General features: G+C 41.6%; 16 protein-coding genes and 1 pseudogene. 5 read left to right on the plus strand and 12 right to left on the minus strand.

Translation table 11 applies throughout. The annotated features are described in order from the left end of the window. Positions 1 to 74 precede the first annotated feature (74 nt). A complete protein-coding gene (locus tag QWT69_RS08640; RefSeq protein ID WP_317964792.1) occupies positions 75 to 1,202 on the minus strand; it encodes an NAD(P)/FAD-dependent oxidoreductase in 1,128 nt (375 codons plus the stop codon). Positions 1,203 to 1,402: 200 nt separating this feature from the next. Here QWT69_RS08640 and QWT69_RS08645 point away from each other — a divergent pair, with 200 nt between their 5' ends. After that, positions 1,403 to 2,497, plus strand: coding sequence for a branched-chain amino acid aminotransferase (locus QWT69_RS08645; protein ID WP_317964794.1), 1,095 nt, complete (start codon positions 1,403 to 1,405; stop codon positions 2,495 to 2,497). Positions 2,498 to 2,536: 39 nt separating this feature from the next. Here the strand turns inward: QWT69_RS08645 and QWT69_RS08650 are convergent, their stop codons facing one another. The 3 genes from QWT69_RS08650 to QWT69_RS08660 form a co-directional block, all read right to left on the minus strand. Beyond that, entirely contained in the window at positions 2,537 to 2,695 is a 159-nt protein-coding gene (locus QWT69_RS08650; protein WP_317964796.1) for an aspartyl-phosphate phosphatase Spo0E family protein, read from the minus strand. Between the two features lie 356 nt (positions 2,696 to 3,051). Beyond that, complete coding sequence (locus QWT69_RS08655) at positions 3,052 to 3,300, minus strand: YqkE family protein (protein ID WP_317964798.1); 249 nt, start codon at positions 3,298 to 3,300, stop codon at positions 3,052 to 3,054. 25 nt (positions 3,301 to 3,325) lie between these two features. Beyond that, positions 3,326 to 4,510: an acetyl-CoA C-acetyltransferase gene (locus QWT69_RS08660; RefSeq protein WP_317964800.1), complete on the minus strand. Its 1,185-nt coding sequence runs from the start codon at positions 4,508 to 4,510 to the stop codon at positions 3,326 to 3,328. Between the two features lie 105 nt (positions 4,511 to 4,615). Here QWT69_RS08660 and QWT69_RS08665 point away from each other — a divergent pair, with 105 nt between their 5' ends. Together QWT69_RS08665 and QWT69_RS08670 are read left to right on the plus strand one after the other, a co-directional pair. Then, positions 4,616 to 5,518 (plus strand): hydroxymethylglutaryl-CoA lyase, encoded by a 903-nt coding sequence (locus tag QWT69_RS08665; RefSeq protein ID WP_317964802.1) that lies wholly within the window; start codon positions 4,616 to 4,618, stop codon positions 5,516 to 5,518. Positions 5,519 to 5,533: 15 nt separating this feature from the next. Next, entirely contained in the window at positions 5,534 to 6,463 is a 930-nt protein-coding gene (locus tag QWT69_RS08670; protein ID WP_317964804.1) for an alpha/beta hydrolase, read from the plus strand. Positions 6,464 to 6,526: 63 nt separating this feature from the next. On the opposite strand, the gene QWT69_RS08675 is transcribed toward QWT69_RS08670, so the two are convergent. The 6 genes and pseudogenes from QWT69_RS08675 to yneA form a co-directional block, all read right to left on the minus strand. Beyond that, a complete protein-coding gene (locus QWT69_RS08675) occupies positions 6,527 to 6,757 on the minus strand; it encodes a YneF family protein (RefSeq protein WP_317964806.1) in 231 nt (76 codons plus the stop codon). A gap of 125 nt (positions 6,758 to 6,882) precedes the next feature. Continuing rightward, positions 6,883 to 7,329 (minus strand): sporulation inhibitor of replication protein SirA, encoded by a 447-nt coding sequence (sirA, locus tag QWT69_RS08680; RefSeq protein WP_317964808.1) that lies wholly within the window; start codon positions 7,327 to 7,329, stop codon positions 6,883 to 6,885. Positions 7,330 to 7,490: 161 nt separating this feature from the next. Beyond that, positions 7,491 to 9,496 (minus strand): annotated as a pseudogene (gene tkt / locus QWT69_RS08685) (transketolase). Positions 9,497 to 9,603: 107 nt separating this feature from the next. Further along, positions 9,604 to 9,837: a DUF896 domain-containing protein gene (locus QWT69_RS08690; protein WP_317964810.1), complete on the minus strand. Its 234-nt coding sequence runs from the start codon at positions 9,835 to 9,837 to the stop codon at positions 9,604 to 9,606. Positions 9,838 to 10,021: 184 nt separating this feature from the next. Beyond that, positions 10,022 to 10,687: a YneB family resolvase-like protein gene (locus tag QWT69_RS08695; RefSeq protein WP_317964812.1), complete on the minus strand. Its 666-nt coding sequence runs from the start codon at positions 10,685 to 10,687 to the stop codon at positions 10,022 to 10,024. After that, positions 10,687 to 10,992, minus strand: a complete 306-nt coding sequence (gene yneA, locus QWT69_RS08700) for a cell division suppressor protein YneA (RefSeq protein WP_317964814.1) — start codon at positions 10,990 to 10,992, stop codon at positions 10,687 to 10,689. The genes QWT69_RS08695 and yneA overlap by 1 nt, the downstream gene beginning before the upstream one ends. A gap of 201 nt (positions 10,993 to 11,193) precedes the next feature. On the opposite strand from yneA, the gene lexA reads away from it, so the two are divergent. Then, positions 11,194 to 11,814, plus strand: coding sequence for a transcriptional repressor LexA (lexA, locus tag QWT69_RS08705; RefSeq protein WP_317964816.1), 621 nt, complete (start codon positions 11,194 to 11,196; stop codon positions 11,812 to 11,814). Between the two features lie 460 nt (positions 11,815 to 12,274). Here lexA and QWT69_RS08710 read toward each other — a convergent pair whose 3' ends face one another. Continuing rightward, entirely contained in the window at positions 12,275 to 13,534 is a 1,260-nt protein-coding gene (locus tag QWT69_RS08710; RefSeq protein ID WP_317964818.1) for a methionine gamma-lyase family protein, read from the minus strand. Between the two features lie 144 nt (positions 13,535 to 13,678). Between QWT69_RS08710 and QWT69_RS08715 the strand changes: the two genes are divergently transcribed. Beyond that, positions 13,679 to 14,272: a trimeric intracellular cation channel family protein gene (locus QWT69_RS08715; RefSeq protein WP_317964820.1), complete on the plus strand. Its 594-nt coding sequence runs from the start codon at positions 13,679 to 13,681 to the stop codon at positions 14,270 to 14,272. A 93-nt stretch (positions 14,273 to 14,365) separates the two neighbouring features. Here the strand turns inward: QWT69_RS08715 and hfq are convergent, their stop codons facing one another. Next, entirely contained in the window at positions 14,366 to 14,590 is a 225-nt protein-coding gene (gene hfq, locus QWT69_RS08720) for an RNA chaperone Hfq (protein WP_317964822.1), read from the minus strand. Between the last annotated feature and the right edge of the window lie 10 nt (positions 14,591 to 14,600).

The raw sequence follows: 14,600 nt of genomic DNA on the forward strand, positions 1-14,600 counted from the left end.
CATCACCCCTTTAAACATTTGTTTTCATTATAAACTTTTGTTTAAAATATTTCAAGGAAAATAATTCACCCTGCTTATTCGACGCTTTTACTAAATGATTCATCTACTTTATAGTTTGCTATATCTATATCTGTTGGCAGTCCAACAATTATATGAGCTAGTTGTCTTCCTATAAACGGTCCAACCGTCAACCCTGAAGCCCCTAGTCCATTCGCAAACAAAATCCTGGGATATTGGGGAACCGGACCGAATATCGGTAAAAAACCCGGTGTAAATGGCCGCAATCCGATTCGTATTTCTTCAACTGCTGCTTCAGATAGTCCTGGTGCGATTTCTAACGCTTTGTCTAAAACTTCATGTATACCTGACACTGTAGGACGGACATCAAATCCTTTGTCATCTTCATGTGTCGCACCAGCTACAATCTTCCCGTCGTCAAATGCCAGAATATATTGATCGTTTGGTGGAATGACAACTGGCCATTTTGATGTATCTTTTGAGTCTTCACGAAAGTGTAAAATCTGGGCTTTTTGTGCTTTCACATGTACATCCAAGCCAAATGAAGAAAACAACTCGGGCGCCCATGCACCCGCTGCTATGATGATTTTCTCAGTCAGGTACACGGTTCCATTAACACACACACCTTCAATCTTATTCTCTTCCAATAAAAGCTTCGCATCCCCTTGGATAATTTCCGCTCCGTATTTTTTGGCGCCGTTTAGTAGGGCGTCACGCAAGGCACGACCGTCAACCCTTGCAGCTCCCTTCACTTGAACAGATGAATATTGTGGAGCCAAAAGCGGGAATTTAGCTTGTGTTTCACTTTCGTTTAATAATGCTACTTCCCCTATTTCCGGTGCATCCTTTCTACGTTCCAATGCACGCTCCTTTATCTTTTTCAGTTTTCCAATATCAGTATGTAAACTTACTGCACCGACTTTACGATAACCCGTTTCCGTTTCCCCATCCTCAGTTAGTTGTTGTATAAGTTGGGGATAATAGGATGCCCCAGCTTTTGCAAGCGCATACCAGGGTTTGTTACGCCGTTGAGATAACCATGGGCAAATAATTCCTGCTGCCGCGTCGGTCGCTTGTCCTCTATCATGCCTGTCGATTAACAACACTTCAACATCTAATTTCGCTAAATGATAAGCTGCGGAGGCACCAAGGATTCCTCCTCCAATAATGATTACACGCTCCATTTTCTGCACCTATTTCCTATGTTTTATATATATTGTACAAGTGATTTTATATACCGACAACTAACGTATAGTGGAAACGTTTTCAAAATGGTAACAATAATGAAATAATTACCCGCTTCCATTTTTCTAAATTTGCAGTATAATTGTTTTATTCAATGAACTCACTTTTACTTACTATAAATTAAGGAGAAATGATGTAAATGAGCAGACACCCCATCCAGATTAAACTTAGTGAAGGAAAAAAAGAAAAACCCGACCCGACTACACTTGTTTTCGGTAGAAATTTCACGGATCATATGTTTGTTGCAGATTTTGATGAAGGAAGGGGCTGGCACAGTCACCGAATTGTTCCATATGCTCCAGTCACGTTGGATCCGGCATCTATCGTATTGCATTATGGACAGACGGTATTCGAAGGAATGAAAGCTTATAAATCAGATGATGGATCGGTCAGACTTTTTCGTCCTGAAGAGAATATGAAACGGATGAACATGTCTTTAGATCGACTTTGCATGCCACGGATAAATGAAGAACAGGCATTGCATGCTCTTACTCAATTAATCCAGATTGAAAAAGATTGGATTCCCACTACTTGGGGCACATCCTTATATATACGACCATTTGTAATCGCCAATGAAGCATTTCTAGGAGTAGCACCTGCCAAGAAATATCAATTTTACATTATTCTATCGCCAGTAGGCTCTTACTACAAAGAAGGAATTCATCCGATTCGAATTCTAGTTGAAAATGAATTTGTGCGAGCAGTAAAGGGAGGTACAGGAGGCGCAAAAACGGCTGGCAACTATGCCTCAGGTCTAAAAGCTCAACAAGTGGCCGATCAGAAAGGTTATTCGCAAGTCATGTGGCTCGATGGAGTAGAGCGGAAATATGTCGAAGAAGTAGGAAGCATGAACATATTCTTCAAGATAAATGGAGAAGTTATCACACCAGCCATAAATGGTAGTATTTTAGAAGGCATCACACGCAAGTCCATCTTACAGCTTTTACGACATTGGAATATACCGGTATTTGAAAGAAAGATTTCCATAGATGAAATAAAAGAAGCTTATGAGAATGGTGTATTGGAAGAAGTATTTGGTACAGGAACCGCTGCTGTCATCTCTCCTGTTGGTGAGTTGAATTGGGACGGATATAAAATGATTGTCAACGATAATATGACTGGCCCATTGGCAAAACAGCTGTTTGACACACTTTCAAATATTCAAAATGGCAAAGAAATGGATCCGTTTGGTTGGGTTCTTCAACTGAATAATGAAATCGCAAAACTCGCGTAATAGGAAAAGACATACCGACTACAGGTATGTCTTTTCTTATTACGCTATATCTTGATATCGGTTTAATAACGTGTCAAGTTCTTGGCTGTATGCGACGACTTCTGGATGTGTAAAACCTTGGTCAGTCGCTTTCTTCATCATTTGGGATCTTTTTATTTGGATCATTAAAGATAAAAGACGTTTAGTTACTATTTTCATCAGATTATTCCTCCGTCAAGTTTTTACCCTATCTCATCATACTAGGCGAAGAATAAAAAAAATGTCGAATCATGAGTATCGTTTCCAATTAAATTTAAATTGTCACAAGTTGTTCACAATTCAAAGGAATAGGGTGATGTTTCATGAATACCCTATTCCATCTATGATTAAACCACATCTACGAATAGATGCAGGGAAAACATCTTTAAACATAATTTCGAAGGTAGTTGCTCGTTTCAGTAGTATATTCACCGATAGCATGTGCCGTCTCTCTTATTTTATCCCTTATAAAAAACTTGGACTTAAAAGAACAAAAAAACGGATGGACATACCCCATCCGTTCTATCCGACTAATATCAATATTTTGTAGTTTCCTTATCGTATTCGTCGAGCAGTTCTGCAAATGTTTTGTTCTTTTCACGTTCTTCACGATCTTTTCGAAGTTGTTCTTGACGTTCTTCCTCTTTTGTTTGTTCGTCGGCTAATAGATCTTTCTTGGCCGCTTTCAGTTTCATCAGAATATCATCATCAAGCGCATCAGAGAATATATTTTTTTCCTTCTGTCGTTTTACTGGAGTTGCTTGCAGTCTTTTTTTCTTTGCCACTCATTTCACCTTCTTTCATTCAAGGTTAAGGACGTTGAACAATTGTTGCAACGCCTTGTCCCCCACCTATACAAAGAGTCGCCAAACCTGTTTTCACATCACGACGTTTCATTTCATGAAGCAATGTGACAAGAATTCTGGCTCCACTCGCACCAATTGGATGTCCAAGCGCAATCGCTCCTCCATTTACATTCAGTTTTTCTTTATCAAATTCAAGTTCCCGGTCAACAGCAAGCGACTGAGCTGCAAATGCTTCATTCGCTTCGATCAGATCGATGTCTTCAAGTTTCATGCCTGATTTGGATAGCACTTTTTTCACAGCTTGTACAGGTCCGATCCCCATTACAGCTGGATCAACGCCAGCATTGGCATTCGCAGTAATTGTCGCTAATGGCGTAATACCTAATTCGTCAGCTTTGGTTTTAGACATGATGACAAATGCTGCAGCACCATCATTTATACCTGAAGCATTTCCCGCTGTAACACTGCCGTCTTTTTTGAAAGCCGGACGTAATTTTGCAAGTTTTTCTACTGTCGTGCCATTTTTAACATATTCATCCGTGTCAAAGATGATAGGATCACCTTTACGCTGTGGTATCGAAACGGGTACGATTTCATCTTTGAATCGACCATTTTCAATAGCCGCAGATGCTTTTTCTTGAGAAGCTGCAGAAAAAGCATCTTGTTCTTCTCGAGTAAGTGAATAGCGGTCACATAAATTTTCTGCTGTAATTCCCATATGGTAATCATTGAATGCACACCAGAGACCGTCAGATATCATACTGTCGACGACTTTCTGATCACCCATTTTGAAACCCTCACGAGCGTTTTGCAAAAGAAAAGGTGCCTGACTCATGTTTTCCATCCCGCCGGCAACAATGATTTCCGCATCTCCCGCAATGATTGCCTGTCTTGCCAGATGGACTGCTTTTAAACCTGATCCACATACTTTATTAATCGTCATAGCAGCCACTGATTCAGGCAGTCCCCCCTTGATTGCCGCTTGTCGTGCTGGATTTTGCCCGAGGCCAGCTTGAAGTACATTCCCCATGATGACCTCATCGACCTGGTCCCCTTTTACACCTGCACGTTCAAGTGCATCTTTGATGACGATGGCACCCAATTCAGTTGCCGGAATATCCTTCAGTGATCCTAAAAAAGAACCGATTGCCGTTCTGACGGCACTGACAATTACTACTTCGTTTGACATGTCGTTTCCCCCTATCAGTTGTGTACATATGAAATTGAGTGATTTCTATCTTCTTCATTGCTCTTTGTGTCATCCCTTCAGTACAATATCAATAGGAGGGATGATATGTTTATTTTACCAAAGAACGTAACAATTATCGAGGTAGGACCTAGAGACGGTCTACAAAACGAAAAAAACCATGTGGATGAGACAGATAAACTGCAATTCATACACTCTTTGCAGGCAGCTGGTATCCGCGAAATGGAACTTACATCATTTGTTTCACCGAAGTGGGTTCCTCAAATGGCAGATGCAAAAGCAATAGTTGAAAAATCGGACAGAATCGGCAGACAATTTGTACTCGCTCCAAATGCAAAAGGGGCCGAGCTTGCATTGGAATCTAATGCAGACAGTATTGCAGTTTTCGTCGGGGTCAGCAATACTTTTAACCAAAAGAACATCAATCGTACGACTGAAGAGAGCATGGACGCACTTGAACCCGTGATTGCTAAATTGAAACATGACGGCATCTTTGTGCGCGCATGTATTTCAACCGCGTTCTATTGTCCGTATGAGGGTAAGATCGAATTGAAAGATGTCTTGAATCTATGTAGTCGATTTGTTTCAATGGGTGTAGATGAATTAAGTGTCGCAGATACGATTGGGATGGCGAATCCAGTGGAAAGTTATGAGCTGTTTTTCCAACTCAAAAAAGAATTCCCTGAAATTCTTATAACTGCACATTTCCATGATACCCGCAAAATGGCGATGGCCAATATTTTTGCTGCTTTACAGGCCGGGATAGATCGTTTCGACACGTCTGCAGGTGGCTTGGGTGGTTGTCCGTTTGCACCTGGTGCAACGGGGAATGTAGCGACTGAGGACGTAGTCAATATGCTCGATTCACTTGGAATTGAAACAGGTATTGATGTCGATAAGATTTGTGCCGCCGTAGAAACGATTGCTCAACATGTTTCACATCCGATTGAAACAGGAATGTACAGATTATATAAGAACAAGATCCACTAAAGGAGATGAAGCTGATTGAAAAGGCGCTTCCTCTACGCCACAGGAATCATCGGGAGCATTTATACAGCCATTCTTACCATCCTTGCATTCTACGCAACAAACCGTTTAATGTTCATGAAAGTAAAAGACAGTGATTTAATTTTAAAAAGGGAAATTTTAGCAAAGAGATTCGATGAACGTTGGTATGAATCAGTCCGAAAAGATGATTTTTGGGTCGACTCACCAAATGGTTATCCACTTCGAGCTGTTTTCCTGCGTCCGCTTGACACGACAAAGACAGTAATTATCTGTCATGGTGTAACGGAGAATAAAATCAACTCCATCAAATACGCTCGCTTGTTCGAACGTCTTGGTTTTAACTCCGTCGTCTATGATCACCGGCGGCACGGTGATTCTGGCGGTAAAACAACGAGTTTCGGCTTTTATGAAAAAAGTGATTTAGGATCAGTTGTTTCGGCTGTTCGTGATCGTATCGGCAGTCGGGCATTACTCGGTATCCACGGGGAGTCGATGGGCGCAGCAACGATGATATTATATGGTGGGGAACATGATGATGAGGTAGATTTTTATATTGCTGACTGTCCGTTCTCCGACTTCACTGAGCAAATCCTTCATATCATGAGAACGAATACACCGTTGCGGAATCCAATGACGTTAAGAATAGCGAATCTGCTACTTAAATTTAGAGATGGTTATACAACAAATCTGGTATCACCACGGCAAGTTATATCCAACATCTCCAAACCAATGCTATTCATCCATAGCCTGGAAGATGATTTCATTTTGCCTGATATGACAAAAGAGCTTTTCAAACTGAAGAAAGACCGAAAACTGATGAAACTATTCCCTAAAGGGGCGCATGCGAAATCATTTAACGACAATCCAGAAGAATACGAACGTGAAGTCCAAAATTTCTTTCGGGAATTCGGTTTCACTTCAGCTTAACAACGAAAAAAGACCTTTTTTTCTGAGTAACTCGGAAAAAGGTCTTTTTTTTGGAAGAACGAATTATTTTTTATCATTCATCTTATTCATTTGATTCATCATCTGGTTAATCTTCTTTTGTGAAGGTTTTTGTCCCATCTGCATCATCATCATACGCAACATTTGCTCATTAATTGGCGGGTTCTCTTTTAGATATTTCATCATGTATTGACGAGCGATGAAAAATCCGAGGGCCACACCAGCTATTAATGCTACGACAACGATCAGGATCCACCATCCCGTGCCTAACACCATATGCTATTACCTCCTTCACTTCCCTAAATCAGGTTTACTCTACCATGATGGATTATACAACAAAGGAGTAGTATATAGCAATGTCTGGCAGATAAATTGTCTAGGATTGTTTGAGGTTCTTCACCTTAAAAGAATATTTTCTGATCATTCACCAAATGATGCTCATGCTTAATTGGTTTTAACCATCCCCACTCACCATGCTCGTCCATTACCGCAAAGAAACGGTCTTCTGCTCCTGACAAAGCAACAAATAAGTCTAAATCCAACATTCTTGATCCGTCGCAATACGCTTGTAATGAATATGGACTAAGAGAAATATGGATAGAACCTTTCACAGGATGAGAGAGTTTATATTCACCATCATCACTTTCGACCTTCGTAAAACTTTTTCCTAGGTTGTAAAGGATCGCCTGATCAATTGCCGATTCCTCAATTTCATCACATAGATAGGTGACTTCCTGCAAAGGTTCATCTGTACTATAGTCTTTTAATAATTCATAAAGAAGGTTTTCCCTTCCTAAGATGAATGATTGGTACCGCTTTTTGACTTTGTAAATATCATATGTCCTCATGACCGACACCTTCCTTTTACAATAGTTTAAACTAAGTTAACTAAAAAGTTTGTCAAATCACGCGAAATTTATACACTATTATTGTCGTAAAGTTCAAATTGTTGCATCAATTAAAGGAAGCCGCTTTGGAGTGACTTTTCATTCCAAAGCGGCTCTTCAGCTCATCGACCAATCATTGTTTTAACTTTGTCTACTACATTTTCGATTGTAAAGCCATATTCTGAAATCACTTTTTCACCTGGAGCGCTAGCGCCGAATGTATCAATCGCCATCACTTCCCCTTCGTCACCGACATATTTATGCCAGCCTAGCGAAGCCCCCATTTCAATCGATAATCGTTTTTTGACGGATTTTGGCAAGACGCTTTCCTTATAATCCTTGTCCTGCTGCTCGAAAAGATCCCATGAAGGCATGGAAACGACTGCAGCATCAATTCCGTCTTTACGGAGTTCAGCTTGAGCATATACAGCAAGATTTACTTCAGAACCTGTTGCGATGATGATTGCATCAGCGATATCTTTCTCTGCACCTGAAATCGTATAAGCGCCTCGTCGGACACCATCCATCGCCAAGTCCCCTGACTTCGGCAAGACAGACAAGTTCTGACGTGACAACACGAGAACTGTCGGCCGGCTCTTGGATGTAAGAGCGATATTCCACGCTGCAGATGTTTCATTTCCATCTGCTGGTCGCAATACCGTCAGACCTGGCATAGAACGCAAAGAAGATAAATGTTCTACCGGCTCATGTGTCGGCCCATCTTCACCTACTGCAACGCTGTCATGTGTGAACACATATGTTACAGGTAACCCCATAAGGGAAGATAGTCGTATAGCTGGTCTTACGTAGTCACTGAACACAAAGAATGTTCCGCCGAAGACATGTAAACCACCATGAAGGGCCATGCCATTCAATGCTGTACCCATTGCAAACTCACGTACGCCAAACCAAATGTTGCGCCCGCTGTAATCTGTAGCCAGGAAATCGCCAGCACCTTTGATCGTCGTCTTATTAGATCCTGCAAGATCAGCACTTCCTCCGAAGAAAGATGGCAATACTTTCGCAATTGCATTAATGGCATCACCAGAAGCAGAGCGGGTTGCGTGTGATGAACCTGAATCATAGCTAGGAAGTGAAGTTTCAAACCTTCAGGCATATCACCTGAAATCGCCGTCTTCAGCTGCGCAGCAAGTTCAGTATGTTCTTTTTCGTAATTTGAGAACAACTCATTCCATTGCTTTTCCTTTAGCACTCCAAGTTCATCTGTCGCTTCCTTGAATGCTTCATAGACACCATCCGGTACAGCGAAGTCCTCTTCAAATGTCCACTTATAATACTCTTTTGTTAGTTTCATTTCATCTTCACCTAGAGGAGCTCCGTGTGCATCTGCTTTACCTGACTTGTTCGGGGAACCATAACCGATAACTGTCTTCACTTCGATCATTGTTGGTCCACCTGTATTGGCTTTCGCTTGTTCTATTGCTTTGGAGACGTCTGAAACTTCATTACCATCTTCTACCCGGATATAATTCCATCCGTACGACTCAAAACGCTTTTTAATGTTTTCCGTGAATGACATATCCAATTCTCCATCAAGGGAGATATCGTTGCTGTCATAAAGAACGATTAGTTTATCTAATTGAAGGTGTCCTGCAAGTGAAATTGCTTCAGCTGCGACTCCTTCCATCAAATCTCCGTCACCACAAAGCGCATACGTAAAGTGATCGACAACGTCAAAGCCAGGTCGATTGTAAACTGCAGCTAGATGTTTCTCTGCCATCGCCATTCCGACAGCCATTCCGATTCCTTGTCCCAATGGACCTGTTGTCGCTTCCACGCCGACCGTATGACCATATTCAGGATGTCCTGGTGTTTTCGAATCCCATTGTCTGAAGTTCTTTATTTCTTCCATTGGTAATCCATAACCACTTAGGTGCAACAAGCTATAGAGAAGCATGGAACCATGTCCAGCAGAAAGGACAAAACGGTCACGGTTGAACCAATCAGGATTGGTCGGATTGTGGTGCATGTGCTTTGTCCATAACGTGTAGGCCATCGGCGCAGCCCCCATTGGCAATCCGGGGTGACCGGAATTAGCTTTCTCAATCGCATCGATGGATAACGTTCTAATCGTGTTAATTGCTAACTGATCAATATTCTCTGTCATTCAGAACATCCTTTCCCGTACAATCTCTTTTTGTTGTATTCTGCTCCATTTACTTCTATAGTGTAGACAATTTGAATGTAGATTACAATCGATCTTAATAGACATGATTAATTCAGGTACTTTGAGTTTCGTGCATCTTTCACTTTTTCAGGGGTGACATCATTTCCTTCAGGATCCAGCACTTTAACGTTTTCAATCGTATCTCTCATAGATGAACGAAATGTTTCCAAGTATTCTTTCCGAAGTTTTGTCTGCTCTTTTGCTTCTTCTGTCGACAAGCCGATTGTTTTCGACTTATTTGCAAGTTCATTAATGCGATTTAGTTTATCTGGTGATAACATACTATTCCTCCATCCTGATATCCTTGTTGATTGGTAATTTCTTCTTAAGCGGTGTGGCATGCGAAATTCCTTCGCAAAATACACCTATACGTCAGTTTACCATTTAACTTACCAATTATAGTAGCGAATACACCCGGACCGCAGGAAATTCAATGCAAATTAAATAAAGCAGGAAGCTGAATTGTCAGCCTTCCTGCTCCATTTCATATTCTTTGAACCGCCTATGGACCGTAGCTTTGCTTATCGAGTGGCCCAGACCCTGTAACACACCTGCAATTTCTTCATAAGTTAGTCCTTTTTGACGCAATGAAATGATTTCATTGAGAGGAACTTCAATCCTCTCTCTACCTTCAATATTTCCTTTATTACGCAGGTTATGCTCAGGTCTATACCCTTCTCTGACAGCCCTCTTCATACCGCGTCGAATTTTGGCATTGTGGAGTTTGCGTTGATATTCTTCGACAATCGCGAGTATTTCCAACAACATCGAATCCATTTCATTTAACTTCATTGGTCCACTATCATGATTTGTAATTATAGTAGTATCTGTTTTTGCCAACAGATGAAGAATAGCGACTCTGGCGTTTCCTCTTCCAAGTCTTGTCTCATCCTGAACGAGCACTGTGCCAACTTGTTCCTGACGTATATAATCCAGCAAATCGAGCAAACCGTCACGTTCCATATCATAACCGCTATGTTTTTCTTTGAATGTCTGCCGGATTACCAAACCTAGTTCCCCTGCCAGTTTCGTCAGTTCTTCTTCCTGTCTCGCTAAAGAAGCTTCTTGGGTATCTTTTTCTGTGCTTACTCGGCAATATAGCACACAACTACTGTTGTCTGGACTCGCCATCAGTCTTCTCCTGCGATTTCTGTCAGTTTACTAAGAGCTGGTGCAGTTGCGGGCATTTTTAATGTTGCGCCGCTCTTTATATCTGTCGATTCCATATCGTTCATTTTCAGTACTTCCCTGATCCATTTGTCAGGTTTTCCATCTTCAGAAAAGTTTTGTGCCAATTCCCATAATGTATCTCCTTCAACAATCTGAATCTCGACAGTTGCATCGCTCGTTTTCTCTTTCATAACACCTGCTACCGAAAATGTAGCACTTACTACGAAAATCATCAGAATATAACTGTATTTTTGAATGAAAGTCATTGATAACCCCTCCAAGAATGTTTGTTCGGAATGCTTGTTCCCATTATAGGACGCGTTCTTTCAGAAGTCAACAATTTATTCGAACCTTTGTTTGCTAAGAGCCCGAACACCTGTTATACTATTTTCAAAGGAATAATCTTTTTCTAGAGTACTATTCGGACATTTCCGGACTATCAAGTGATTAATTGAAGGGGTGGAAAAATGAAGAAAATTTCTAAACGACAGCAAGATATTCTAACGTTCATCAAAGAGGAAGTAAAACTGAAAGGGTACCCGCCTTCCGTACGTGAGATTGGTGAAGCAGTCGGACTTGCTTCAAGTTCCACTGTACACGGCCACTTAGCAAGACTTGAAAGCAAAGGGTATATTAGACGTGACCCTACTAAACCGAGGGCGATTGAAATATTGGATCCAGATGGCCTGGACTCGATGAAAGCTGGAGTTGTTCATGTTCCCTTAGTTGGTAAAGTAACGGCAGGGCTACCAATCACCGCAATCGAGAATATCGAAGAGTACTTCCCGCTTCCTGACACATATGGCACATCAGATGACAATCTGTTCATGCTGGAAATTGTCGGCGATAGTATGATAGAAGCTGGAATTTTGAATGGTGACTACGTCATTGTCAAACAACAGCATTCAGCTGACAACGGTGAAATTGTTGTCGCGATGACGGATGAAGATGAAGCAACTGTGAAACGATTCTTTAAAGAGAAAGATTACTTCCGTCTTCAACCTGAAAACGAGTCGATGGAACCAATCATCGTCAATAATGTTTCTATTCTTGGAAAAGTTGTAGGCGTCTACAGACAGATTCATTAAAATGAAAAACTCCCTAGCGTAATCGAGGCCACTGAAAAACTTACGGTTTTTAATTTATAGTGGTCTTGAAAATCAAAAATGAGTCAATTCGTTCGTTTTTGAACGAATTGACTCTTTTATGTTTCTTAGGTTGAAAGTATCGGGATACCACCTCAATGTAATATGGGAATTTCACCCTAAATAAAACGAAGTCCACTACCTATTTTTACTGGTAGTGGACTTCGTTAAGCTAACTTATTCAAAAACAACTTTGGATTCCTGGTAGTCTCCGTTGATTGGAGCGTAAGTCGGCGACTCCTGCGGGATAAGCGGGACAGGTGAGACCCCGCAGGAAGCAGAGCGAAGCGCCGCGAATGAGGAGGCTCACCGCCCGCCCCGCGGAACGCGTCCGACTGAAGCCCAATTCAACAGTATTGTACTTTTTCAGTGGCCTCGAAACTGGCAGGGAGTTTTTTGGTTCTCATAACATTTTTTCACTAAGTAGTTTTTGCATAGAAGACATGACGGCAGCCTTGACATGCTCGTAAGTCAAGCCGCCTTGAATATAAGCGGTATATGGTGGTCGAATCGGTCCGTCCGCAGTTAACTCGATGCTGGAGCCTTGAATGAAAGTTCCCGCTGCCATAATAACGTCATCCGTATAACCTGGCATATAAGAAGGTTCAGGCGCATAATGCGCATTGATTGGGGAATTGTCCTGGATCATCTTACAAAAAGCGATCATCTGATCAGCATTCCCGAAATTCACAGATTGAATCAGATCTGTTCGTCTAACTGAATAATGTGGCGTCGTGTCAAAGCCGTAACTTTCCAGGAATCCAGCTGTGAAGACGGCTCCTTTTACGGCTTGGCTGACAACGTGCGGCGCCAGGAAGAATCCCTGATACATTTCCAGCAAAGTATCAAGTGATGCGCCCGCTTCCGCTCCTATACCAGGTGAAGTCATGCGGTAAGCGCAGCGTTTTACAAGATCAGCTCTACCAGCAATATAGCCACCGGTTCTTGCCAATCCACCACCGGGATTCTTAATAAGTGAACCAGCCATCAAATCGGCCCCCACTTCTGTCGGTTCCTTCATCTCAACAAACTCTCCGTAACAGTTATCAACGAAGACGATAATGTCTGGACGAACTCCTTTTACAAATCGAATCATTTCACCAATTTCTTCAATCGTGAAAGAAGGGCGATCAGAATAGCCTTTCGAGCGTTGGATCCCAATCATTTTCGTCTTCTCGCTGATTGACTCCTTTACACTCACTACATCTACTTTTCCATCTTTGAGCAAATCTACATGTTGATAGCTGATGCCATAATCAGTTAGTGAGCCTGTGTCTTCCCCTTTTCCAGATACAATCGACTCCAATGTGTCATAGGGCTTGCCTGTTATGTAAAGCAGTTCATCTCCTGGACGCAAGATTCCAAACAGACTTATGGAAATGGCGTGCGTGCCCGATATGATTTGGTTGCGCACGAGGCAATCCTCGGCTCCGAACACATCTGCATATACTTGTTCCAGGACATCTCTTCCGCTATCATCGTAACCATAGCCAGTCGACCCTGTTAGATGAAAATCACTTACCATATTTTTACGGAAAGCAGCCAATACTTTACGCTGATTGTAAAAAGCTGTTTTCTCAATCAAACGGAAATGACTGCCAAGTTTCTCTTCGATTGTTTCTGCTCGTCTCTCAATTTCTTCTGTAAACTCTTGAATCATCATTTTCATATCCTCTTTCCTGCGAATAGTCACTTCATTATTTTATCAGTCCAGGGAAATAGGTCAATGAAGAACGATTACTGATTAGTCATATCTGAACTTTTGCTATATACTATTAGAGGTTTGAAGCTCAAAGGAGTGAATGATATGGCATGGGAAGTATTCAGTTTTATCGGCACAGTCGCTTTTGCGATTTCTGGTGCCCTAATTGCCATTGAGGAAAAGTACGATATTTTTGGCGTTTATATATTAGGAATGGTAACGGCCTTCGGGGGTGGAGCGGTCAGAAATGTGCTCATCGGAATTCCTGTATCTGTATTATGGGACCAGAATTTCCTTTTTATCGTGGCAACCATTTCCATCAGTTTAATCTTCTTTTTTTCAAAAAATGTACTGACTCACTGGAACCGTTGGGGAACTTATTTTGATGCTATCGGTTTAGCCGCCTTTGCAATTCAAGGTGCCATGCTTGCTGTCAATATGAACTTATCTCTATTCGCTGTTATGGTCGCAGCCGTTTTAACTGGTGCTGGTGGAGGTGTGATTCGGGATCTGCTGGCAGGCAGGAGACCACTCATCTTCAAGAAAGACATTTATGCAGTATGGGCTGGGACTGCGGGTCTAATCGTAGGTCTCGGGCTTTATAAATTCGATTGGGCTTTATACGTCCTTTTAATTGTTACTACAACAATGCGCATCCTCTCATACAGTTTGCAGTGGCGTCTGCCTCAAGGTCGATAAGGAATTCTATCACGTAAAAAAAGATGACCAACAGATGTGTGTTCGCACATTTCTGCTGGTCATCTTTTTATGAAAGAACTTCGAGGGTCTTTCTTATTCCTGGTCTTTTAATTGAACAGGTTTGCTTGGAACATATGTTGAAATGGCATGCTTATAAATTAACTGCTGTTTGCCATCCGATTCAAGGAGAACGGTATAATTATCATAAGATTTGATAAGACCTTTCAATTGAAAACCGTTCAACAAAAAAACCGTAACAAACGTATTGTTCTTCCTTAAAGCATTCAAAAATGTTTCTTGCATATTCACTTGTGCCATACACCCCAGC

This window comes from Sporosarcina oncorhynchi (assembly GCF_033304615.1).
In the GTDB taxonomy this organism is placed as follows: domain Bacteria; phylum Bacillota; class Bacilli; order Bacillales_A; family Planococcaceae; genus Sporosarcina; species Sporosarcina oncorhynchi.